16 protein-coding genes and 1 pseudogene are annotated in these 23,841 nt (G+C 73.1%); 9 read left to right on the top strand and 8 right to left on the bottom strand.

Annotated features, from left to right (window positions below):
* Positions 1-17 precede the first annotated feature (17 nt).
* Positions 18-239, top strand: a complete 222-nt coding sequence (locus tag IF47_RS0116515; RefSeq protein WP_031509563.1) for a hypothetical protein — start codon at positions 18-20, stop codon at positions 237-239.
* A gap of 42 nt (positions 240-281) precedes the next feature.
* Here IF47_RS0116515 and IF47_RS0116510 read toward each other — a convergent pair whose 3' ends face one another.
* From IF47_RS0116510 to speB, 3 genes are all read right to left on the bottom strand, one after another.
* Positions 282-4,142, bottom strand: a complete 3,861-nt coding sequence (locus IF47_RS0116510) for an ABC transporter ATP-binding protein (protein WP_051717783.1) — start codon at positions 4,140-4,142, stop codon at positions 282-284.
* A 461-nt stretch (positions 4,143-4,603) separates the two neighbouring features.
* A complete protein-coding gene (locus tag IF47_RS0116505) occupies positions 4,604-5,029 on the bottom strand; it encodes a hypothetical protein (protein ID WP_031509561.1) in 426 nt (141 codons plus the stop codon).
* 572 nt (positions 5,030-5,601) lie between these two features.
* Positions 5,602-6,567, bottom strand: a complete 966-nt coding sequence (gene speB / locus IF47_RS0116500; protein ID WP_031509560.1) for an agmatinase — start codon at positions 6,565-6,567, stop codon at positions 5,602-5,604.
* A gap of 150 nt (positions 6,568-6,717) precedes the next feature.
* Here speB and IF47_RS0116495 point away from each other — a divergent pair, with 150 nt between their 5' ends.
* Together IF47_RS0116495 and erm are read left to right on the top strand one after the other, a co-directional pair.
* Positions 6,718-7,515: a phosphatase gene (locus tag IF47_RS0116495; RefSeq protein WP_031509559.1), complete on the top strand. Its 798-nt coding sequence runs from the start codon at positions 6,718-6,720 to the stop codon at positions 7,513-7,515.
* Between the two features lie 391 nt (positions 7,516-7,906).
* The gene (gene erm / locus IF47_RS0116490; protein ID WP_245641141.1) at positions 7,907-8,704 is read left to right on the top strand and encodes an ErmE/ErmH/ErmO/ErmR family 23S rRNA (adenine(2058)-N(6))-methyltransferase; all 798 of its coding nucleotides are present in this window, start codon (positions 7,907-7,909) and stop codon (positions 8,702-8,704) included.
* Here erm and IF47_RS0116485 read toward each other — a convergent pair.
* Positions 8,670-9,665: a hypothetical protein gene (locus tag IF47_RS0116485; RefSeq protein WP_245641140.1), complete on the bottom strand. Its 996-nt coding sequence runs from the start codon at positions 9,663-9,665 to the stop codon at positions 8,670-8,672. The genes erm and IF47_RS0116485 overlap by 35 nt on opposite strands.
* 178 nt (positions 9,666-9,843) lie before the next feature.
* On the opposite strand from IF47_RS0116485, the gene IF47_RS0116480 reads away from it, so the two are divergent.
* Entirely contained in the window at positions 9,844-10,656 is an 813-nt protein-coding gene (locus IF47_RS0116480) for a MerR family transcriptional regulator (protein WP_051717782.1), read from the top strand.
* Between the two features lie 15 nt (positions 10,657-10,671).
* Here the strand turns inward: IF47_RS0116480 and tesB are convergent, their stop codons facing one another.
* The 3 genes from tesB to IF47_RS0116465 all read right to left on the bottom strand — a co-directional run bounded on the left by tesB (position 10,672) and on the right by IF47_RS0116465 (position 13,592).
* Positions 10,672-11,586 (bottom strand): acyl-CoA thioesterase II, encoded by a 915-nt coding sequence (tesB, locus tag IF47_RS0116475; protein ID WP_051717781.1) that lies wholly within the window; start codon positions 11,584-11,586, stop codon positions 10,672-10,674.
* A 28-nt stretch (positions 11,587-11,614) separates the two neighbouring features.
* Positions 11,615-12,772, bottom strand: a complete 1,158-nt coding sequence (locus IF47_RS0116470; protein ID WP_031509554.1) for an acyl-CoA dehydrogenase family protein — start codon at positions 12,770-12,772, stop codon at positions 11,615-11,617.
* 172 nt (positions 12,773-12,944) lie between these two features.
* Positions 12,945-13,592: an SACE_7040 family transcriptional regulator gene (locus IF47_RS0116465; protein WP_051717780.1), complete on the bottom strand. Its 648-nt coding sequence runs from the start codon at positions 13,590-13,592 to the stop codon at positions 12,945-12,947.
* Positions 13,593-13,678: 86 nt separating this feature from the next.
* Here IF47_RS0116465 and IF47_RS0116460 point away from each other — a divergent pair, with 86 nt between their 5' ends.
* The 4 genes from IF47_RS0116460 to IF47_RS0116445 are packed head-to-tail and all read left to right on the top strand — an operon-like array spanning position 13,679 to position 19,593.
* Positions 13,679-15,310 (top strand): carboxyl transferase domain-containing protein, encoded by a 1,632-nt coding sequence (locus IF47_RS0116460; protein WP_031509552.1) that lies wholly within the window; start codon positions 13,679-13,681, stop codon positions 15,308-15,310.
* Between the two features lie 14 nt (positions 15,311-15,324).
* A complete protein-coding gene (locus IF47_RS0116455; RefSeq protein WP_078591890.1) occupies positions 15,325-17,430 on the top strand; it encodes an acetyl/propionyl/methylcrotonyl-CoA carboxylase subunit alpha in 2,106 nt (701 codons plus the stop codon).
* Positions 17,427-18,428, top strand: coding sequence for a hydroxymethylglutaryl-CoA lyase (locus IF47_RS0116450; protein ID WP_031509550.1), 1,002 nt, complete (start codon positions 17,427-17,429; stop codon positions 18,426-18,428). The genes IF47_RS0116455 and IF47_RS0116450 overlap by 4 nt, the downstream gene beginning before the upstream one ends.
* 4 nt (positions 18,429-18,432) lie before the next feature.
* The gene (locus IF47_RS0116445; protein ID WP_031509549.1) at positions 18,433-19,593 is read left to right on the top strand and encodes an acyl-CoA dehydrogenase family protein; all 1,161 of its coding nucleotides are present in this window, start codon (positions 18,433-18,435) and stop codon (positions 19,591-19,593) included.
* Positions 19,594-19,734: 141 nt separating this feature from the next.
* Here IF47_RS0116445 and IF47_RS0116440 read toward each other — a convergent pair whose 3' ends face one another.
* Positions 19,735-22,368 (bottom strand): SpoIIE family protein phosphatase, encoded by a 2,634-nt coding sequence (locus tag IF47_RS0116440; protein ID WP_031509548.1) that lies wholly within the window; start codon positions 22,366-22,368, stop codon positions 19,735-19,737.
* Between the two features lie 390 nt (positions 22,369-22,758).
* On the opposite strand from IF47_RS0116440, the pseudogene IF47_RS31575 reads away from it, so the two are divergent.
* Positions 22,759-23,346, top strand: a pseudogene (locus tag IF47_RS31575) (N-acetylmuramoyl-L-alanine amidase); the annotation flags it as partial.
* Between the last annotated feature and the right edge of the window lie 495 nt (positions 23,347-23,841).

The raw sequence follows: 23,841 nt of genomic DNA, 5'->3' as shown, positions 1-23,841 counted from the left end.
GCCGTACCGTTCCCGCCATGCCCCGACCCAACGGTTTCACATGGCAGCGGTACCGGGACGGCACGGTCGTCGTCACCCACCAGGGCCGCACGGCCGCCACCCTGCGCGGCGACCGCGCCCAACGCTTCCTGGCGGAGGTGGCCGCCGGCGATCCGCAGTCGGTGATGGCCCGCTGGACGGGCGACTACCGGCGCGGCAACGAGCGCACCGCGAGGAACCACCCGCGCAACCGCCGCTGAGGGACGGTCACGCGGGCGGCTCCCCGGCGTCCTCGGGGGCGCTCACGCCGCCGCGGGCGCCGTCTCCCCCACGTAGGTGCGCCACAGCTCGGCGTACCGGCCGTCGCGCTCCAGCAGTTCGGCGTGGGTGCCGTCCTCCACCACCCGGCCGCGGTCCAGGACCACCACCCGGTCGGCGCGGGCGGCCGTGGTCAGGCGGTGGGCGACGACCAGGGTGGTGCGGCGGCCCGCCAGACGGTCGGTGGCCTCGTTGACCAGGGCCTCCGTCGCCAGGTCGAGCGCGGCGGTGGCCTCGTCCAGCAGCAGGATGTCGGGCCGGACCAGTTCGGCGCGGGCCAGGGCGATCAGTTGCCGCTGTCCGGCCGAGAGGTTCCGTCCGCGTTCGGCCACCGGGTGGAGGTAGCCACCGGAGAGGGTGGCGATCATGTCGTGCGCGCCGACCGCCCGCGCCGCCGCCTCCACCTCGGCGTCGCTCGCGTCGGGCCGGCCGTAGGCGATGGCGTCGCGGACGGTCCCCGGGAAGAGGTACGGCTCCTGCGGGACCACCCCGAGCCGGCGCCGGTAGGCCGTCAGGTCCATCTCGCGCAGGTCCACCCCGTCCACCCGGACGGCTCCCGAGGTCGGGTCGTAGAACCGGGCGACCAGTTTGACCAGCGTGGACTTGCCCGCGCCCGTCTCCCCGACGAAGGCGACCGTCTGTCCGGCGGGGATCGTCAGGTCGATGCCGGACAGCGCGTCCTCGGCGGCGTCGTTCCCGGCCGGCCCGTCCTGCCCGGCCTGTCCGTCCTGCCCCTCCTGGCTGCCGTAGCGGAAGCGGACGTCGTCGAAGACGATCTCGCCGCGCAGCCTCCCCACCTCGCGGGGCTCGGCGGGGGCCGGCGTGGTCGTCGGCTCGCGCAGCAGCTCCTGGACGCGGCCGAGGGAGACGACCGCCTGCTGGTAGCCGTCGAAGACCTGCGAGAGCTGCTGCACGGGGGCGAAGAACAGCTCGATGTAGAGCAGGTACGCCACCAGCGCGCCCGCCGTCAGGGTGCCGTCGCCCACCCGGTTCGCGCCCACCACCAGGACGGCGGCGGTGGCCAGGGAGGCGAGGAACTGGATGAAGGGGAAGTAGACCGAGATCAGCCACTGGCCGCGGACGCGCGCCTGCCGGTAGCCGTCGCTGCGCTCGGCGAAGCGGTGGGCGTCGCGGCCCTCGCGGCGGAACGCCTGCACGATCCGCAGACCCGCGACACCCTCCTGGAGCGCGGCGTTGACACCGCTGACGCGCTCGCGCGCCAGCTCGTACGCCTTCAGGCTCTGGCGGCGGAAGAAGACCGTGCCGAGGATCAGCGGCGGCAGGGTCGCCAGGACCACCAGCGCCAGTCCGGCGTCGATCACGACGAGGACGACCATGATGCCGAAGAAGGTCAGCAGCGCCACGACCGCCTGGATCAGCCCGGTCTGCAGGAAGGTCGTCAGGGCGTCCACGTCCGTGGTCATCCGGGTCATGATCCGCCCGGTCAGCTCGCGCTCGTAGTAGTCGAGCCCGAGGCGCTGGAGGTGGGTGAAGATCTTGACGCGGAGGGTGTAGAGGATGCGCTCGCCGGTGCGGCCGATGGCGCGGGTCTCGCCGACCTGCGCGGCCCACTGGGCGATCACGACCAGCAGCGCCAGGGTGGAGGCGGCCCACACGGCGCCGAGCGCCGTCCGCTGGACGCCCTCGTCGATGCCGTGCCGGACGAGGACGGGCAGCAGCAGACCGGCGACGGCGTCGACGACGACCAGCGCCAGGCTCAGCAGCAGCGGCCCGCGGAAACCGCGCAGCAGGTGCCGCAGCCCGTAGGAGGTCTCGGGGGCGGCGGCGCGTTCCTCGTCGACGTCGGGGGTGTCGGTGGCGGGTGGCAGGGCGGCCACCCTGGCGAGCAGTTCGGGGGTGGCCGGGCTCCCGGCGAGGGCGCCGGCCATGCCCGGCCCGCCTCCCGTGGCGGGCGGGGGCGAGCCGGGGCCGGTGCCCGCGGTGTCCTCGGGGTCGCCCTCGCGTATCCACAGGTCGGGGGTGACGCCGTCGATCCGGTCGTCGTCCTCTCCGGCGCCTCCGTCGCCGTCCGCGGCGGCCGTCCGGGCCAGTCCGGCCGGGTCGCGTTCGACGCCCCCCAGCTCGTCCGGGTCGCTGAGCAGCCGACGGTACAGCTCGCAGCGCCCCTGGAGCTCGGCGTCGGTGCCGACGTCCACCAGCCGCCCGCCGTCGAGGACGGCGATGCGGTCGGCCAGGGAGAGGGTGGAGCGGCGGTGGGCGATCAGCAGGGTGGTGCGGCCGGCCATCACGCCGCGCAGCGCCTCGTGGATCTCGTGTTCGACACGGGCGTCCACGGCGGAGGTGGCGTCGTCCAGGACGAGCAGACGGGGATCGGAGAGGATCGCTCGGGCCAGGGCGATGCGCTGCCGCTGACCGCCGGAGAGCGTCAGGCCGTGCTCGCCGACCTCGGTGTCGTAGCCGTCCGGCAGCGCGGAGACGAAACCGTCGGCCCGGGCGGCGCGCGCCGCCGCCCGGATCTGCTCGTCCGTGGCGTCGGGCCGGCCGTAGGCGATGTTGGCGCGGATGGTGTCGGAGAACAGGAAGCTGTCCTCCGGGACCAGGCCGATGGCCGCGCGCAGCGAGTCGAAGGTCAGGTCGCGCACGTCGTGGCCGCCGACCCGGACCGCGCCCTCGGTCACGTCGTAGAAGCGCGGCAGCAGCAGCGAGACGGTGGACTTCCCGCTGCCGGAGGTGCCGACGACGGCGACGGTCTCGCCCGGTTCGATGCGCAGCGAGAAGTCCTTCAGCACGGGCCGCGCGTCGGAGCCGGTGTCGTAGGCGAAGCCCACGCGGTCGAACTCGACGGTGGCGGGCGCGTCGGCGGGCAGCTCGCGGGCGCCTTCGCGCTCGCGGATGGCCGGCTCGGTGTCGATCAGCTCCAGGACGCGTTCGACGCCGGCCCGCGCCTGCTGGCCGACGGTGAGCATCATCGTCAGCATCCGCACCGGGCCGACGAGCTGGGCCAGGTAGGTGGAGAAGGCGACGAAGGTGCCCAGGGTGATCTGGCCGCGGGTGGCCATCCAGCCGCCGACGGCGAGCATCGCGACCTGGCCGAGCGCGGGGACGGCCTGGAGGGCCGGGGTGTAGCGCGCGTTGAGCTTCACCGTCCGCAGCCGCGCGGCGAACAGTTCACGGCTCGCGCCGCGCAGCTTGCCGGTCTCCTGCTCCTCCTGTCCGAAGCCCTTGACCACCCGCACGCCGGTGACGGCCCCGTCCACCACCCCGGCCACGACGCCGGCCTGGCTCTGGGCGTACCAGGTGGCGGGGAAGAGACGGGTGCGGCTGCGCTGCGCGATGAATCCCAGGGCGGGCGCGATGGCCAGCGCCACCAGCGTCAGCAGCGGGGAGAGGGTGACCATCACCACCAGGGAGATCACGAAGAGCAGAACGTTGCCGATCATCATCGGCACCATGAAGAGCAGGCCCTGGATGAGCTGGAGGTCGCTGGTGGCCCGCCCGACGACCTGCCCGGTGGACAGCTCGTCCTGCCTCCGTCCGTCGAGGCGGACCAGGGAGTCGTACATCTCGGTGCGCAGGTCGTGCTGGACGTCGAGCGCGAGTCTGCCGCCGTAGAAGCGGCGCACGTACGTCAGCCCGTACACCACCAGCGCGGCGACGAGCAGCAGGCCGATCCACCGGCCGAGACCACCGCCGTCGTCGTCGACGATGCCGTCGATGATCTCCTTGGTGACGAGGGGGACGAGCGCCATCACGGCCATCCCGGCGAGCGAGGCGCCCAGGGAGAGCCACACGTTGCGGCGGTACCGCAGGCAGTACGCCGTCAGTCGCCGTGCCCATCCGGGCCGCCGAGCGTCCCCCGTCTCCCCCGCCTCCGTGCCCGCCACGTCCGATTACCTCCCGCTGCCCGTGTGTCGCCGTACGTGACCGTGTGTGGCTCCGTGTTCACACAGTCGCAATGATCCAACGCGCCCGGTGGAGTGTTTCATCCCGCCGGCGGGAAGTGGGAGGGGCCGCTCCGCTCTCGGCGGCCGACGAGCGGCTCGTCGGCCCGGTGGGGCCCGGTGGGGGGAGCCACGCGCACGACGGAGTGGGCGCGGCCCGGAGAGCCAGGCATTCTCTCCGGACCGCGCCCTTCGCCGGGCCGCGGCGTCGACGGGCGGCGGTGCGCCGGTACCCCCCACAGGACCGACATGCCGTTCCCGTCCGCTCGTTCGGCCCGTCCCGCGGCGAGGAGGCTCCGCGGGACCGCCGGTCGACGCTCGCGCCGCCTGTCCCCGGGCGTGCACGGCGCACCGGCCGTCGTGCGGGGTTCCGGGAGAGGCCGGGCCCGGAACCCCGGGTCGTCTCAGGAGGCGGGGACCTCCTCGTCCTCGGGGCCCTCGGCCCGCGCCGGGCGGTCGTCGGCGCGGGCGGTTCGACGGGACGGCCCGCCGTCCTCGGCGGCGACCGCGGCAGCGACCGTCGGGACGACCACCGGGCCGCCGTGCGCCGGCAGCGCCGTCCCCCCTCCGTCCGACAGGGACCGGGGATCGTCGGTGCCGTCCACCCGGGTGCAGACCAGCGCGGAGTGCGCGGAGGATCGCGCGCCCGGCGCGTCGGACTCGCAGACCAGCGTGACCGTGCGATCCGACCGCTCCGGCGGCGCGGCGAGCACCAGCGCTCGGGGCGCCGAGGGCGACGGCGTGGCGAGCACCGCCCCGCACAGCGGACCGAGCGCGCCCGCCACCAGCAGGCCGCCGCCCGCCAGGGCGCACGTCACCGCGTTCCGCATGGCGCGTCCTTCCGTCCGTCGGGGTGTAACGGATAGCGAACGCGAGTCTGTCGAGAACCGGCGCGGAACGCACCCCCATCGATCGTTTTCGGTAACGTTCTGTGGTAAACCAGTGGCTTCTCGTGATGTCCCGATCCTCCCGGGGCGCCGGGACACGCCCCCTGGTCACCAGCGACATTGCGGCGGCCCGCTTCGGACGTTTCCGACACGTTCCGCGCACGGCCCGATACGTCCCGTGCCAAAGACGGCCGAAACCCGTCCCACACCGGCCCGGAGGCCCACTCTCCACACCGTTCTCGCCAGGGACGCTGAAAGCGATTGCCCCCGCAACCATTCGGTCCTTTTCCCGGCATTTTCCGGATTCCGCCCGGCGCTCCGCGCGGCGTGGCCCGGCGGAACGTCAGGTGGAATCGCCGCGCACCGGCTGGAGGACTTCACGGTGCGCGGCGACGCTCTTCTCCCACCCCTGCCGGCGGGAACTCCCCACTCGTGGCGAGCGGACACCCTCGTGACCGCCCTGGCCCGCACGGCGCCGGACGGTCTCCTCACCGAGTGGACCCCGGGCCGAGGCGCTACGCCCGGCCCTCCGCGATCTGGCGCGCCATGAGGGTGGTCAGCTCGTACGCGGTGTGGGAGGCGGCGACCGAGGTGATCTCGGCGTGGTCGTACGCCGGGGCCACCTCCACCAGGTCGGCGGAGACCACGTGGCAGTCGGCCAGGCCGCGCAGGATCTCCAGCAGCTCGCGCGAGGTGAGCCCACCGGCCTCGGGGGTGCCGGTGCCCGGGGCGTGGGCCGGGTCCAGCACGTCGATGTCGATGGAGACGTACAGCGGGCGGTCGCCGATGCGCTGCCGGAGCTGGTCGACGACCTCGTCCACACCGCGCCGCATCACGTCGGCGGAGGTGACGATGCCGAAGCCCATCTTCGCGTCGTCGTCCAGATCCTTCTTGCCGTACAGCGGACCGCGGATGCCCACGTGGGAGAGGGCGGAGGTGTCGAGGATGCCCTCCTCCACCGCACGGCGGAACGGGGTGCCGTGGGTGTACTCGGCACCGAAGTAGGTGTCCCAGGTGTCCAGGTGGGCGTCGAAGTGGAGCAGGGCGACCGGCCCGTGCTTGCGGGCCACCGCGCGCAACAGGGGCAGGGCGATGGTGTGGTCGCCGCCGAGGGTCATCAGCCGGGCACCGGTGTCCAGCAGTTCCCCGGCCGCCGCCTCGATGGTCTCGACCGCCTCGTTGATGTTGAACGGGTTGGCGGCGATGTCCCCGGCGTCGGCCACCTGGGCGAGCGCGAAGGGCGACGCGTCCTGGGCCGGGTTGTAGGGGCGCAACAGGCGGGACGCCTCACGAATGGCGTTGCCGCCGAACCGGGCGCCGGGGCGGTAGGAGACGCCCGCGTCGAACGGCACGCCGACCACGGCGATGTCGGTGCGACCCACCTCGTCCAGACGCGGCAGCCGGGCGAACGTCGCCGGGCCGGCGAAGCGCGGGACACGTGAGGAGTCGACGGGGCCACGGGGCTGCTGGTCGATGCTCATGCGGTCGAGAGTAGGGGCGGAGCGGGTGGACTCCCATGGACGGACACCACAGTCCGGCACGGCGATTTATACGGTCCGTACAGGACATCGTGGCGGCACTCCGGCGGAAGCCGATCGCCCTCGCCGGTGTGCGCGGGGGACAATGCCCCCATGCCGATAACCCCCGCCGCCCCCACCCGCGCCGAGCTGATCGACCACCTCGTCCGCACCCGCATCGCGGGGGACGTCGCCACACCGCGCGAGAACAACCTGGACCACTACCGCAGGCTCGCCAACGGCGACCGGCACTACTGGCTGGGCCTGGAGCTGGGCGACAGGTGGACCGACGAACAGGACGTGCTGGCGGTGATGGCCGAGCGCTGCGGGGTCGTCGACGACCCCGCGCACCGCCACGGCCAGGACACCATCGATCCGGAGCTGACCGTCGCCGCCCTGGACCGGGCCGCGGCGCAGCTACGCAAGTCGGCGGAGGCCGGGCACCGGGTGCTGTTCGCCACCGGACACCCGGGCGCGCTGATCGACCTGCACAGCCGGGTGGCGAACGCGCTGCGCCTGGCCGGGTGCGAGATCGTCCGGGTGCCGCTGGGGCTGATCGCGGACCAGGGCGTGGTGGTGCAGCTCGCGGACATCGCGATGCACGAGCGCGGGGCGTCGCTGTGGCACACCCACTCCCCCGAGCCGATGAACGCGATCCTGGACGCCCTCCAGCGGGAGGGCGAGCCGCTGCCGGACCTGGTCTTCGCCGACCACGGCTGGGCGGGCCGCGCGGCGCAGCGCGGCATCCTCACCATCGGCTTCGCGGACTGCAACGACCCGGCGCTGTTCATCGGCGAGGCGGAGGGCACCCTCGCGGTCACCGTCCCCCTGGACGACCACGTGGTCAACCCGCGCTACTACGAGCCCATGACGGCGTACCTGCTGGACACGGCGGGTCTGACGCCCGCGTAATTCGGTTGCCCGAGGGCGGGGGCCGTCCCTAGCGTCGGTCCCATGTGTTCCGCAGCCTGCGCGGCGATCACCGACGGGGCGCGCGCCGACGCGCGGTGCCTCGGCTGGTCTCCGCTGATGATCCGTCGTCCGCGCGGTCGGCGTTCGGCCCTGGTCCGCCGGGACACGTCGAGCGTCTGAACCGTCCACGGGCTCCCTGTCGCACCGCCCGTGCGTTCTTCTCCGGGTTCTCCGGTCACCGGGTTCTCCGGTCGCCTCCCCGACTCTCCGCGTCCTCTCTCGCGCGCCCAGGGCCCCGGTGTCCGAAGCAGACCCGGACAGGCCCGAGAACCCCGTGCCCGCACACATCCGTGCCCGCGCGCCGCCGCAGCGCGCCACGGCGGGCTCCGGCCTGTCCTCCACCAGAGGACGTCAGCCCGTGGCACGCCGCCGCATCACTCTCTCCCAGAACTTCCTGTACGACACCTCCGTCATCCGCCGCATCGTGCGCTTCTCCGGGGTGGGACCCGACGACCTGGTCGTCGAGCCCGGCGCCGGCGAGGGACCGCTCACCGCCGCCCTGGCCCGAACCTGCCGGGAGGTGGTGGCGTACGAGATCGATCCGCGCCCGGCCGCCCGGCTGGCGCGCCGGTTCGCCGGGCGCCCCGACGTCCGCCTCGTCCGGGGCGACTTCCTGCGGGCCCGGCCGCCACGCGAGCCGTTCGCCGTGGTGGGCAACATCCCCTACTCCCGCACCTCCGCCATCGTCCGGTGGTGCCTGGAGGCCCCCGCGCTGACCTCGGCGACGCTGCTCACCCAGCGGGAGTACGCCCGCAAACACACCGGGGACTACGGCCGTTGGCCCCTGCTGACGGTGCGGACCTGGCCGGAACACCACTGGCGGTCGGGCGGCCGGGTCGGGCGCGAGAGCTTCGTCCCGGCCCCGCGCACCGACTCGGCCCTCCTGCGGATCGAGCGCCGCCCGACGCCGCTGCTGCCCCGCCGACGGCTCGCCGACTACCGGGAGTTCGTCGCGTTCGGCTTCACCGGGCTCGGCGGTTCCCTGGCCGCCACCCTGACGCGACGGTACGGCGGGCGGACGGTGCGGACGGCCTTCCGCGCCGCGGAGTTGGACCGGGACACGCCGGTGGGACTGGTGGCGCCGGAGCACTGGCTCACGCTGTTCCACGTGCTGGAGCGCGGTCGCTAGCGCTCCGTCCGCCCCGGACGGGCCCGTCCGCTCCGGGCCCGTCCGCCTCGGGCCGGTTCCGCCACGGGCGCGGGGACCGCGCGGGGGCCGGGACGGCGGGCGTGCGCAGGGCGAGCCCGACACCGAGGCATCCCGCGACGACGACGGAGGCCGCCGCGCCGAGGGTGAGGCCGTCCGGGTGCGTCAGCGGCTGTCCGCGCAGGGCCTGCCAGGTGACGAGGCCGAGCACGGCGGCGTACCCGCCCGCGCCCACCAGGACCAGTCGCAGCCGGACGCCCTCGTGCCGCAGACGCGCACAGCGCGGCGCGAGGGCCAGGAGCACCAGCAGGAGCAGCGGGAGCGCCTGGAGCGCGTGCATCCCGACGAAGTGGGGGATCCGCAGGTCGCCGCCGGTCGTCGACCAGCCGGTGAGCGGCATCGAGGGCCCACCGTCCGGGACGCCCACGCTGTGCGCGCCGATCACGTCCACCGTCCCCCGCACCATGGTGGCCCGCTGCTCCGGGGTGGGTCGCGTCATCAGGAAACCGAGTCCCGCGCCGATCAGGGCGAGCACCGCGCCGAGCCGTATCGCCCAGGCGCCGGCCCGGTCGGTCGCCACCCCGCGGAACAGCAGCAGGGCGATGACCAGGGTGCCGGTCCACAGCACGGCGATGGTCGCGCCCATGACGCCGAACAGCGCCTGGTCGAAGGAGCTTCCGACGTTGAAGTGGCTGCGCTCCCCTCGGACGACCTGGAGAACGATGATCGCCATCTCGACCGCCGAGGTCACGGCGACCACCGTCCCGGCCCACCAGCCCGTGCGGCGCCACCGGGTGAGCAGGGACAGCATCCACGCGAGCGTCACGCAGTAGGCGACGAACGAGACCGAGAACTTCAGCGGCTTGGCCCAGATCGGAGCGCCGACCAGGACCCGGTCGTCGACCGCCGTCCCCACGGCCGAGACCACCGCGAGGACGGACATGGCGGCGGCGAAGAGCATCAGCGGCCGGTGCCAGGCGAGCGCCCGACGGATCGAAGGCATGAGAACCCCCCGGAGACAATGGATAGCAGCACTATCCGCTATCGGATAGTGAAACTATCTACCATGGGAGCCGCTCCGGCAAGGGCGTTCCACAAGGAGCGCAGGAAGGGAACCCACCGTGCGCATCGGCGAGTTGAGCCGCAGAACCGGCGTGTCCGTACCGACGATCAAGTTCTACGTGCGGGAGGGACTGCTGCCGCCCGGCCGGCTGACCAGCCCCAACCAGGCGCACTACGACGAGGAGCACGAGCGCAGGCTGCGTCTGGTCCGCGTTCTGATCGGCGTCGGCGGCCTCTCCGTGGCCGCCGTGGCGGAGGTTCTCGCGGCGATCGACGACCCGTCGCAGCCGGTGCACCAGGTGCTGGGAGTGGCGTCCACGAGCATCGCGGGACACGGCATGGAGGACGGCGGAAAGATCGGTGGAAAGGCCGGCGGGAAGGCCGGTGGGAAGGGCGAGGCGGGCGCCGGGGGCGAGGACGGGGAGGACGAGGACGACGGGGACGACGGGGAGGAGGCCGTCCGGGCGGAGGCCGAGGCCCTCATCGCCCGGCGCGGCTGGCGGGTCTCCCCCCGCTACACCGCCGTCGACTCGCTCGTCACGGCCGTCGCCGCGATGAGGCGCCTCGGGCACGGGGACCTCGCACGGCTCCTCGACGCCTACGCCGACGCGGCGGAGATCATCGCCCGGGCGGACGTGGAGTTCGTCGCCGAACGAGCCGACCGGGAGAGCCTGGTGGAGACCGTGGTCGTCGGCACGCTCCTCGGCGACAGGATCATCGCCGCCCTGCGCCGCATCGCCCAGGTGGACGCCTCCGCGCACCGTTTCGGCGACGACGCCGACGACACCGACGACGCCGACGACGCCGACCCCGTCGAGGACGCCGACGGAGCCGTACCCGGGGAGGCGGACGGGCCGGGCGGGAGCGCCTGACCCGGCCGCGCGGTCTCAGCCGCGCGGCACCCGCACCACGCCCTCCTGCATCACCGTGATCGCCAGCCGCCCGTCGGCGGTGAAGATCCGGCCGCGGCCCAGTCCGCGGCCGGACTGGGAGGTGGGGCTCTCCTGGTCGTACAGCAGCCACTCGTCCACGCGGAAGGGACGGTGGAACCACATCGCGTGGTCCAGGCTCGCGCCCACCACGTCACCGACCGTCCAGCCGCCGCGGCCGTGGGCGAGGAGGACGGGTTCGAGCAGGCTCATGTCGGAGATGTAGGTCGCCAGGCACTGGTGGAGCGTCGGACGGTCGAGGTCGCCGTCCAGCTTGCCGTTGACGCGGAACCAGATCCGCGAGCGCGGCTCGCGCGGCCGGCCGGCGGTCAGGTACGGCGGGTCGTCGACGTACCGCAGGTCCACCGGCGCCCGCGCCTCGGCGAGGCGGTCGGCCACGCCCGGGTCGGAGAAGAGATGGGCGTGGCGCGGCAGCAGCTCGACCGCGGGCGTCAACGTCTCCGGGTCCGGGACGTCGGGCATCGCCTCCTGGTGCTCCAGCCCCTCCTCGTCCGTCTGGAAGGACGCCGACAGGTGGAAGATCGGCTGCCCGTGCTGGACGGCGACGACCCGGCGGGTGGTGAAGGACCGTCCGTCGCGGATGCGGTCCACCGTGTAGACGATGGGCGCCTTGGGGTCGCCGGGGCGCAGGAAGTACGCGTGCAGCGAGTGGGCGAGCCGGTCCTCGGGGCTCGTGCGGGAGGCCGCGACGAGCGCCTGCGCGGCGACCTGTCCACCGAAGACCCGGGGGACGACGGCGGAACGGCTCTCGCCGCGGAAGATGTCGCGGTCCACCCGCTCCAGGTCCAGCAGGTCGAGCAGGGCGTGCAGGGGCGCCCGTCCGGCGCCCCCGCCGTTTCCGACTGTGTTCACGGTCGTGCGGCCCTCCGTGCGGCCCGTCTCACAGGCCCATGGACTTGGCGATGATGGACCGCATGACCTCGCTGGTCCCGCCGTAGATGCGGGTGACGCGGGTGTCGGCGTAGAGGCGGGAGATCGGGTACTCCCGCATGTAGCCGTAACCGCCGTGCAACTGGAGGCACTTGTCGATGACCTTCGCCGCCAGCTCGGTGGTGAACAGCTTGGCGGAGGCGGCGTCGGCGGGGGTCAGCTCCCCGGCGTCCAGGGCCTCCAGGGCCCGGTCCACGACGGCCTGCATGGCGTCCACGTCGGCCTTGCAGTCGGCGAGGACGAACTTGGTGTTCTGGAAGGAGGCCACGGGCTTGCCGAAGACCGTGCGCTCCTTGACGTACTCGTGGGCGAAGCCGACGGCCGCGGCGGCCTGGGCGTAGGCGCCCAGCGCGATGCCCAGGCGCTCCTGCGGGAGGTTGTGGGTGAGGTAGGAGAACGCCTTGCCCTCCTCGCCGAGGAGGTCCTCGACGGGCACCTTGACGTCGGTGAAGGACAGCTCGGCGGTGTCGGAGGACTTCAGGCCCAGCTTGTCGAGGGAGCGGCCGACGGAGTAGCCCTCGCTCTTGGTGTCCACCACCAGGATGGAGATGCCCGCGCGCCGGTCCTCCGGGGAGGGCGGGGCGGTGCGGCAGCAGACCAGGACGCGGTCGGCCTGCACGCCGCCGGTGATGAACGTCTTGGCGCCGTTGAGGACGTAGTGCGTGCCGTCCTCCGACAGCTTCGCGGTGGTCTTCATCCCGGCCAGGTCCGAGCCGGTGCCGGGTTCGGTCATGGCGATGGCCGTCATCATCTCGCCGGTGACGAAGGGCGGCAGCCAGCGGCGCTTCTGCTCCTCGGTGGCGTACTTCAGCAGGTAGGGCAGGCACAGCGCGGTGTGGACGCTGGAGCCGCCGAAGCTGACGCCGGCGCGGGCGGTCTCCTCGGTGATGACGGCGTTGTACTTGAAGCTGGTCTCGCCGGCGCCGCCGTACTCCTCGGGCACCTCGATCCCGAAGACGCCCAGTTCCCCGAGCTTCAGGTAGAAGTCGCGGGGGACGTACCCCTGCTTCTCCCACTCGTCGTAGTGGGGGACGACCTCGGTGGCGATGAAGTCGCGGATGGTCTCGCGGAACGCCTCGTGGTCCTCGTTGAACACCGTGCGACGCACGTCTCGCCTCCTGGGGCCGGAAAACTAAGCGCTTGCTCAGCGCAAGTTACCCAAGGGTCGCTCAGGCTGTCCAGAGGAGATCGATCGGATGTTCGCGAGTGTGCCCGACGTCATGCGGCGTCACGCGGCGTCATGCGGCGTCACGCGGCGTCATGCGGCGCCGTCCGGCGTCTTACAGCGCCGCGCCGTCCGCACCTTCTGCGCCGTCCGTGCCGTCCACGCCGTCCGCGGCGGCGGCGAAGGCGCCGCGGGCCAGCCGGTGGAGGAGGGCGGCCGTCGTCACGCGGTCCGGGAGGGCCGAGGGGCGGCTGAGGTGGGGCGTGGAGTTGAGGAGGCCGAAGACGGCGTGGACCGAGGCGCGGGCCTCCTTCTCCGGCAGCCCCGGATGGACCTCGCGCACCACGCCCACCCACAACTCCACGTACTGGCGCTGGAGCTGCCGCACCAGCTTGCGGTCGCTGTCGCGCAGTCGGTCCAGCTCCCGGTCGTGGAGGGTGATCAGGGCCCGGTCGTCGAGCGCGAAGTCGATGTGGCGCTCGACGAGCGCGTCCAGGGTGGCCGCCGGCGCGAGCCCGGCCTCGGCGGACTCCGTCAGACACCTGCGCCCGCCCCTGTACAGCCGCTCGCTGATGCCCACCAGCAGCTCCGCGAGCATCGCGTCCTTGCCCGCGAAGTGGCGGTAGAGACCGGGACCGCTGATTCCGACCGCCGCGCCTATCTCGTCCACGCCGACGCCGTGGAAGCCGCGCTCGGCGAAGAGGCGGGCCGCCTCGCCGAGGATCTGCTCGCGGCGGGTGGGGGCGTCGGTCCTGGAGCTCATGGGGGAATTGTAGACAGCCGGGTTAGCGGCCGTTAACCTGATGGCGAGGTTAACGCTCACTAACCGAGCAAGGGGGCTCGAAGGGCATGCAGCAGGCACCGCCGCTGGTCAGTTCGGTCGATCCGACCTCCGAGGCCGCCCGGGCGAACGAGGCCGCGCACCGCGAGCTGGCCGCGCGGCTGCGCGAGAAGCTCGCCACGGCCCGGCTGGGCGGCGGCGAGCGGGCCCGGGCGCGGCACGTCGCACGCGGCAAGCTGCTGCCGCGCGACCGCGTCGACGCCCTGCTGGATCCGGGCTCGCCCTTCCTGGAGCTGGCGCCGCTCGCGGCGGACGGGATGTACGACGGGCAGGCCCCGGCCGCGGGCGTGATCGCCGGGATCGGGCGGGTCTCGGGGCGCGAGGTGGTGATCGTCGCCAACGACGCCACCGTCAAGGGCGGCACGTACTACCCGATGACGGTCAAGAAGCACCTGCGCGCCCAGGAGGTGGCCCTGGAGAACCGGCTGCCGTGCGTCTACCTGGTGGACTCCGGCGGCGCCTTCCTGCCGATGCAGGACGAGGTCTTCCCCGACCGCGAGCACTTCGGGCGGATCTTCTACAACCAGGCGCGGATGTCCGGCGCCGGCGTCCCGCAGATCGCCGCGGTGCTCGGCTCCTGCACGGCGGGCGGGGCGTACGTCCCCGCGATGAGCGACGAGGCCGTGATCGTGCGGAACCAGGGCACGATCTTCCTGGGCGGGCCGCCGCTGGTGAAGGCCGCCACCGGCGAGGTCGTCACCGCCGAGGAGTTGGGCGGCGGCGAGGTCCACTCCCGCACCTCCGGGGTGACCGACCACCTCGCCGAGGACGACGCCCACGCCCTGCGGATCGTGCGGGAGATCGTGGCCACCCTCCCCCGGCGCGGGCCGCTGCCGTGGCCGGTGGAGCCCGTGGAGGAGCCGAAGGTCGATCCGGCCGGGCTCTACGCCGCGGTTCCGGTGGACTCGCGCACCCCCTACGACGTGCGCGAGATCATCGCCCGCGTCGTGGACGGCTCGCGGTTCGCGGAGTTCAAGGCCGAGTACGGGACGACGCTGGTGACGGGCTTCGCCCGCATCCACGGCCACCCGGTGGGGATCGTCGCCAACAACGGCATCCTCTTCTCCGAATCCGCCCTCAAGGGCGCGCACTTCATCGAGCTGTGCGACCAACGCGGCATACCGCTGCTGTTCCTGCAGAACATCTCGGGCTTCATGGTGGGCCGGCAGTACGAGGCGGGCGGCATCGCCAAGCACGGCGCCAAGATGGTGACGGCCGTGGCGTGCACCCGGGTGCCCAAGCTGACCGTGGTCGTCGGTGGCTCCTACGGCGCGGGCAACTACTCGATGTGCGGTCGGGCCTACTCGCCCCGCTTCCTGTGGATGTGGCCCAACGCGAAGATCTCGGTGATGGGCGGCGAGCAGGCCGCCTCGGTGCTCGCCACCGTCAAGCGCGACCAGTTGGAGGCGCGCGGCGAGGAGTGGGGCGCCGAGGAGGAAGAGGCGTTCAAGGCCCCGATCCGCGCGCAGTACGAGACTCAGGGCAACGCCTACTACGCGACCGCGCGGCTGTGGGACGACGGCGTGATCGACCCGTTGGAGACCCGCACGGTGCTGGGTCTGGCGCTGACGGCCTGCGCCAACGCGCCGCTGCCCGAGAAGGACCCCGCGGCGCCCGGCTACGGCGTCTTCCGGATGTGAGGGGGATGCGTTCGATGTTCGACACGGTCCTGGTCGCCAACCGAGGCGAGATCGCCGTCCGCGTCATCCGTACGCTGCGCCGACTGGGCGTGCGCTCGGTCGCCGTCTTCAGCGACGCGGACGCCGGCGCCCGCCACGTGCGCGAGGCGGACACCGCGGTGCGGATCGGCCCGGCGCCGGCGGCCGAGAGCTATCTGTCGGTCGAGCGGCTGCTGGACGCGGCGCGGCGGACGGGGGCGCGGGCCGTGCACCCCGGTTACGGCTTCCTCGCCGAGAACGCCGCCTTCGCCCGCGCCGTGGAGGAGGCCGGTCTGGTCTTCGTCGGTCCGCCCGCGGACGCCATCGAGCTGATGGGCGACAAGATCCGCGCCAAGGAGACGGTGCGGGCGGCCGGGGTGCCGGTGGTGCCCGGCAGCAGCGGCAGCGGGTTGACCGACGCCGAACTGACCGCCGCCGCGCTGGAGATCGGCATGCCGGTGCTGCTCAAGCCGTCGGCCGGCGGTGGCGGCAAGGGCATGCGGCTGGTCCGCGACGAGGCGCTGCTCCCCGACGAGATCGCCGCCGCGCGACGCGAGGCCCGGGGCGCCTTCGGCGACGACACCCTGCTGGTGGAGCGGTGGATCGACCGGCCCCGGCACATCGAGATCCAGATCCTCGCCGACGGCCACGGCACCGTGGTGCACCTCGGCGAGCGCGAGTGCAGCCTCCAGCGTCGCCATCAGAAGATCGTCGAGGAGGCGCCCAGCCCCCTGCTGGACCAGGCCACCCGTACCGCGATGGGCGAGGCCGCCGTCCGGGCCGCCCGCTCCTGCGGCTACCGGGGAGCGGGCACGGTGGAGTTCATCGTCCCCGGCGGCGATCCCGGCGCGTACTGCTTCATGGAGATGAACACCCGCCTCCAGGTCGAACACCCCGTGACGGAGCTGATCACCGGCCTGGACTTGGTGGAGTGGCAGTTGCGGGTCGCGGCCGGCGAACCCCTGCCCTTCGCCCAGGAGGACATCACTCTCGACGGCCACGCGGTCGAGGCCCGGATCTGCGCGGAGAGCGCGCGGGCCACGGGCGGGAAGGTGGACTTCCTCCCCTCCGCCGGCACGGTCCATCTGTTGTCCGAACCGTCGGGCGAGGGCGTCCGCGTGGACTCCGGGCTGGCGCGGGGCACCGAGGTGGGCACCGGCTACGACCCGATGCTCGCCAAGGTGATCGCCCACGGCCCGGACCGCGCCTCCGCGCTGCGGCGGCTGCGCTCGGCCCTGGCGGAGACGACGGTCCTGGGCGTGGAGACCAACACCGCCTTCCTGCGCGCCCTCCTGGCGCACCCGGCCGTGGTATCCGGCGATCTGGACACCGGCCTGGTGGACCGCGACGCGGCCTCGCTGCTGCCGTCGGAGGTCCCCGAGGAGGTGTACGCGGCGGCGGCCCTGCTGCGGCACGCCTCCCTGGAACCCACCGGGTCGGGGGCGCCCTCCGAGGCCGGCTCCGCCGCGGGCTGGACCGACCCGTTCTCCGTGCCGACCGGTTGGCGGCTCGGCGGCGAACCCGCCTGGACGGTCCACCACCTGCGGATACCGGGCCGTGACCCGGTGGCCGTACGGGTGCGCGGCCGGGCCGCCGACGCCGAGGTCGGCGTCGGTGACGCCCCGCCGGTGCGGGCCGCGCTGCGCACCGACGCTCCCGACCGGGTGCTGCTGGAGTGGAACGGGGTGACTCACTCCTTCGTCCACGCCCACGCCGCCGGCGACCGGTGGCTCGGCCGCGACGGGGTCGGTTGGCGCCTCACCGACCACGATCCGGTCGAGGCGGCTCTGCGGGGCGGTGCCGGGGCGCACGGCGCCGACACGCTCACCGCGCCGATGCCCGGCACGGTCACCGTCGTCAAGGCGACCGTCGGCGACGTGGTCACCGCCGGTCAGAGTCTGCTGGTGGTGGAGGCGATGAAGATGGAGCACGTCATCGCCGCCCCCTACGACGGCACCGTCGTCGAACTGGACGTCGCCCCCGGCAGCACGGTCGCCATGGACCAGGTGCTCGCCGTCGTCGAGCCCAAGGAGCCCGAGGAGTCCGGGAAGCCCGGGGAAGCCGAGAAGCCCGCCGGTTCGACCGAGGAGGCCGCGCGATGATCGACGGACTGCCCATGGCCTTCCCCGCCGAGGGGCTCCCGGCCCGCGTCCGCGTCCACGAGGTGGGGCCGCGCGACGGTCTGCAGAACGAGTCGGCCGTCGTCCCCGTCGAGGTGAAGGCGGAGTTCATCCGCCGGCTCGCCGACGCCGGGCTGCGCACCATCGAGGCGACCAGCTTCGTCCACCCCAAGTGGGTGCCCCAACTCGCCGACGCCGAGCGGCTGTTCCCCTCCGTCTTCGACCTCGCCGACCGCGAGGGGGACGAGGCCGTGCGGCTGCCGGTGCTCGTGCCGAACGAGCGCGGCCTGGAGCGGGCGCTGGCCCTCGGCGCCCGGGAGGTGGCCGTCTTCGGCAGCGCCACCGAGTCCTTCGCCAAGGCCAACCTCAACCGCACGGTCGATGAGGCCCTGGCGATGTTCGAGCCGGTGGTGGCCCGCGCCAAGGAGGCGGGCGCCGGGGTGCGCGGCTACCTGTCGATGTGCTTCGGCGACCCGTGGGAGGGCCCGGTGCCCGTCGCGACGGTGGTCGGCGTCTGCCGCCGCCTGCTCGACCTCGGCTGCGACGAACTCAGCCTGGGCGACACCATCGGCGTGGCCACTCCCGGTCACGTCACCGCCCTGTTGACCGCCCTGAACGAGGCGGGCGTGCCCACCGACCGTCTCGCCGTCCACTTCCACGACACCTACGGCCAGGCGCTGGCCAACACCCTCGCCGCCCTGCGGCACGGCGTCACCACCGTGGACTCCTCCGCGGGCGGCCTCGGCGGCTGCCCGTACGCGAAGAGCGCCACCGGCAACCTCGCCACCGAGGATCTGGTGTGGATGCTGCACGGTCTCGGCATCGACACCGGGATCGACCTCGGCCGTCTCACCGCCACCAGCGTGTGGATGGCCGAGCGGTTGGGTCGCCCCAGCCCCTCCCGCACGGTCCGCGCCCTGGCCCCCCGGAGCACCACCACCGCCTCCCAGGACTCCCGCGACTCCCACAAGGAGCAGTGAAGCCATGTCCCTTGACCACCGCCTCTCCCCCGAGCACGAGGAACTGCGCCGCACCGTCGAGGAGTTCGCGCACGACGTCGTCGCGCCGAAGATCGGGGAGTTCTACGAGAACCACGAGTTCCCCTACGAGATCGTCCGCGAGATGGGCCGCATGGGCCTGTTCGGCCTGCCCTTCCCCGAGGGTTACGGCGGCATGGGCGGCGACTACCTCGCCCTCTGCCTCGCCCTGGAGGAGCTGGCCCGGGTGGACTCCTCCATCGCCATCACCCTGGAGGCCGCCGTCTCGCTGGGCGCCATGCCGATTTACCGCTTCGGCACCGAGGAGCAGAAGCGCGAGTGGCTGCCGAAGCTGTGCTCGGGCGAGATGCTCGGCGCGTTCGGCCTGACCGAGCCGGAGTGCGGCTCGGACGCGGGCGGCACCCGCACCACCGCCGTCCGCGACGGCGACGAGTGGGTGATCAACGGCACCAAGTGCTTCATCACCAACTCCGGCACCGACATCACCGGCCTGGTCACGGTCACCGCCGTCACCGGCCGCAAGCCCGACGGCCGCCCGGAGATCTCCACGATCATCGTCCCCTCCGGCACTCCGGGCTTCACCGTCGCCGCCCCCTACTCCAAGGTCGGCTGGAACGCCTCGGACACCCGCGAGCTGTCCTTCTCCGACGTCCGGGTCCCGGTCTCCAACCTGCTGGGCGAGGAGGGCCGCGGCTACGCCCAGTTCCTGCGCATCCTGGACGAGGGCCGCATCGCCATCTCGGCCCTGGCCACCGGTCTCGCCCAGGGCTGTGTGGACGAGTCGGTCGCCTACGCCGGCACCCGTCACGCCTTCGGCCGCCCGATCGGCTCCAACCAGGCCATCCAGTTCAAGCTCGCCGACATGGAGATGCGCGCCCACACCGCCCGTCTGGCCTGGCGTGACGCGGCGGCCCGGCTGTTGGCGGGCGAGCCGTTCAAGAAGGAGGCGGCCATCGCCAAGCTGTACTCCTCCGAGATCGCGGTCACCAACGCCCGCGAGGCCACCCAGATCCACGGCGGCTACGGCTTCATGAACGAGTACCCGGTGGCCCGCATGTGGCGCGACTCCAAGATCCTGGAGATCGGCGAGGGCACCAGCGAGGTCCAGCGCATGCTGATCGCCCGGGAGTTGGGCGTCGCCTCCTGACGCTCCGACACGGGCACGGCCCGCCGTGCGCCACGGTTCCGTTCCGCACCGGCCGGTGCGGAACGGAACCCGGTGCGGCCTCGGTCCGCGCGTGCGTCTCCTCCTGTCCGGCCCGTCCGGCGCCTCGCTCCCGCGGGCCGGTCAGGCGGAGGGCAGCGGCTGCTCGACCCAGATCACCTTCCCGGTCCGGGTGCGCCGGGTGCCCCAGCTCTCGGAGAGCTGCGCCACCAGGAACAGTCCCCGTCCCCCCTCGTCCGTCGTCGCCGCGCGGCGCAGGTGCGGCAGGGTGCTGCTCGTGTCGGAGACCTCGCAGATCAGACTGCGCTCCAGCCTCAGCAACCTGACCTGGACGGGGCCGGTGGCATACCGGATGGCGTTGGTGACCAGCTCGCTGAGGATCAGCTCGGTGGTGAACACCAGCTCGTCCAATCCCCAGTCGGCCAGCCGCCGCGTGACCGCGCCGCGGACCACGGAGACCGCGGCGGGGTCCGAGGGCACGTCCCACACCGCGGTCCGGTCGGACGCCAGGGCCCTGGTACGGGCGACGAGCAGGGCCACGTCGTCGCGCGGGCGCTCGGCCAGCAGCGCGTCGGTCACCGTGTCGCACGTCTCCTCGGGGGACTCGCCCGCCCGGGCCAGGGCCTCTCCCAGCAGGGCCAGCCCGACGTCGATGTCGCGCCCCCGGTCCTCGATCAGCCCGTCGGTGTACAGCACCAGTCGGCTGCCCTCGGCCAGTTCGATCTCGGCCGTCTCATAGGGCGGCCCGCCCAGGCCGAGGGGGACGCCGACGGGGATGTCGGGGAACTCCACGGTTCCGTCGGGGTGGACGAGCGCGGGCGGCGGGTGTCCGGCACGGGCCACGACACAGCTCCGGGAGACCGGGTCGTAGATCGCGTACAGGCAGGTCGCGCCCATCATCCCGCTCGTGCCGTCCGGCATCCCGTCGCCGTCCCCGTCCCGGTCGCTCCGGCTCACCAGCTCGTCGAGACGTCCGATGATCTCGTCGGGCGGCAGGTCCAGGGCGGAGAAGTTGTGGACGGCGGTGCGCAGCCGTCCCATGGTGGCCGCCGCGTGCAGGCCGTGGCCGACCACGTCGCCGACCACCAGCGCCACGCGGGCCCCGGACAGCGGGATCACGTCGAACCAGTCCCCGCCCACCCCCGACTGGGCGGGCAGGTAGCGGTGGGCGATCTCCAGGGCCTCCTGCCCGGGCAGGGCGCGGGGCAGCAGGCTGCGCTGGAGGGTGGCGGCCATGGTGTGCTCGCGCGTGTAGCGGCGGGCGTTGTCGACGGCGGACGCGGCACGGGCCACCAGTTCCTCGGCCAGCGACAGATCGTCGTCGTCGAAGGGCCCGTGCTCCCGGGAGCGCCAGAAGTTGACCACGCCCAGCGCGATGCCGCGTGCCCGCAGCGGGACGGTGACGAGCGTGTGGATGCCCTCCTCGACGATCCGCCGCGCGCGTTCGGGGTCCTGCTCGTGCCACTCTCGGGCAGTGGTCAGGTCGGCCTCCAGGACCGCGCGTCCGGACCGGTAGCCCCGCGCCTGCGGCGTGGACGGCAGGAAGGTGATCAGTTCGCCCTTCGGGTGGAAGGACGGGACCTCCCGAATGCCGTGGGCGGCCACCCGGCGCATGTTCACGGCACCGCCCGCGGGTTCCTCCCCGCGCAGCACGGCGTCGGCCAGGTCGACGGTGACGAAGTCGGCGAACCGGGGCACCACCGTCTCGGCCAACTCCTCGGCCGTGCGCACCATGTCCAGCGTGGTGCCGATGCCCGTGCCCACGTCGTACAGCAGCTTCAGCCTCCGGCGGGCCGCCTCGGCGCTCTCGGAGAGCACCCGCAGCTCGGTGGAGTCCCGGAACGTCGCCACGCTGCCCGGCGGGCCCCCGAAGCGGTCCGTGGGTCCGTGGTTGACGGCCAGCATGCGGTCCCCCACCTGGTGGACCTCGTCCGTGGCCGCGCGTCCGGAGGCGAGCAGCCTGCCGGTGCGCGGCGGGAGACCGAGGTCGGAGACGGAACGGCCCTCGGCGTCCGGGGGCAGGTCCAGCAGCCGGCGCGCCTCGTCGTTGGCGAGCAGGAGCCGGCCGTCGGCCCCGACGATGAGCACGCCCTCGCGCACCGAGTGCAGCACGGCGTCGTGGTGCTCGTACATGCGGGTCATCTCGGCCGGCCCCAGTCCGTGGGTCTGGCGCAGCAGCCGCCTGCCGACCACCGCCGTGCTCGCCATGGACAGCAGCAGCGCCGCCGCGGAGGCGCCGAAGAGCAGCGGCAGTTGCTCCTGCACCCCGCTGCTGACCTTCCCGACGGTGATGCCCGCCGAGACCAGACCCACCACCGAGCCGTCGGGGCCGACGACGGGGACCACCGCCTGCACCAGCGGGCCGATGGTCCCGACGATCTCCTCCGTGACCACCTCCCCCTCCAGCGCCGGTTCGATGGTGCCGACGAAGCGCTCGCCGATCCGGTCGCGCAGGGGGTGGGTGTAGCGGATCCCGTCCGTGTCCATGACGACGACGAAGTCCACGCCGGAGCGTTCTCTGGCCCGTTCGGCGAGCGGCTGGAGGACCTCGGTGGGGTTCTCGTTCCCCAACGTCTCCGGCAGCCCGGGCGAGGCGGCGAACGTCTCGGCGACGGCGATCGACCGGTTGCGGGCCTCCTGTTCGGCGGTGTTCCCGGCCTGGACCAGCAGGGCCACCACCGCGGCGACGACGAGCAGGAGCACGAGCACGGCCTGTACGACGAAGACCTGACCCGCCAGGCTGCGCACGCCCAGCAGCGAGCCGGGGTGCCGCCCCGACGACGATCGCCTTGTCCGGTGCCCGGAATCCTCGCCCTCCGTGCCGCCGCTCCCGCTCCGTTCCGACGGGCGACGGGTGCCGAGCAGACGGGACAACGAATCCCAAGATCGGCTGAAAAGTCCGATCACAAGCCTATTCTTAACATCCCTTGCCGCTCGGATGCGAGCGGTCGCCTCCGACGCCCCACCGGGCGACGGCTCCACCAGGGTATCCGGGGCGCCACGGCCCTCCTCGCGCCCCTCGGGCCGGCGAGGCCCGCGCCGCACGGCGAAGCGCTCTGAAAAATCATGGAAACTCCCGGCGCGCACACCCGGAAGTGGGTAAGAAACAAGCAAACACCCCTACTCAAAGTAGTCAGGAGAATACATATGGCTACTCCCATTGGCGCGAGCGCGCTCGTCGCCGCGCTGAAGAAGGAGGGGCTGAGGGTCGTCGAGGTCGGTGGCTGGCGCACGCACAACCGCAACCACAAGGGCCCCTGGGGGCCGGTGCACGGGGTGATGATCCACCACACCGTCACTTCCGGATCGGCGCGGACGGTCGAGATCTGCAGAAACGGCCACAGTTCCCTGCCCGGTCCGCTGTGCCACGGCGTGATCACCAAGGACGGCCGGGTGCACCTGGTCGGCCACGGCCGCGCCAACCACGCCGGCATGGGGGACGACGACGTGCTGCGCGCGGTGATCGCCGAACGCTCCCCCCTCCCCGCGGACAACGAGGCCAACACCGACGGCAACCGTCACTTCTACGGCTTCGAGTGCGAGAACCTCGGCGACGGCCGCGACCCCTGGCCCGCCGCCCAGCTCGACGCGATCGAACGCGCCTCCGCGGCCCTGTGCCGGCACCACGGCTGGAAGGCCGAGTCCGTGATCGGGCACCTGGAGTGGCAGCCCGGCAAGGTCGACCCCCGCGGTTTCTCCATGAACACCATGCGCTCCCGCGTACGCGAGCGCCTGAACCACTCACCCGGCTGGAACCGGAACGAGGAGGACGACGACGTGCCGAACGTGATCGGCGAGTACCGGACCGGCGACATCCGGCTCGCCCCCAGGAAGTGGACGACCCTCGACATCAAGGGCACGGACATCGTGACCGGCGCGACGCGCTACCAGATCATGGCGCACCTCACCACCACGATCCCGGCCGGCTCCACCCTCCAGGGCCGCTTCTACCATCTGCGGCCGGACGGCAGCCGCTGGGAATCCGGCATCATCGAGCGCGTCGGCACCTCGGGGAACACCTACGCCGACTTCCACCACTCCGGCAGCATCGCGAGGAACGAGAGGCTGCGCTTCGAGGCCGTCTACTACCCGGCCGACTCCTCCGACGACGAACCGGCCACCATCACCACCTCCCGCCTGCGCGGCCTGTACTGGACGTGACAGGCGTCAAAGGCGGTGGGGGCACCGGAGGCGGACGTCCGACGGCGTGGAGGGCGACCGGACGACCCG

The sequence above is a fragment of the Streptomyces megasporus genome (assembly GCF_000718985.1).
GTDB classification, from domain to species: domain Bacteria; phylum Actinomycetota; class Actinomycetes; order Streptomycetales; family Streptomycetaceae; genus Streptomyces; species Streptomyces megasporus.
The sequence above is the reverse complement of the archived record's forward strand: the minus strand, read 5'-3'. Positions and strand labels throughout refer to the sequence as shown.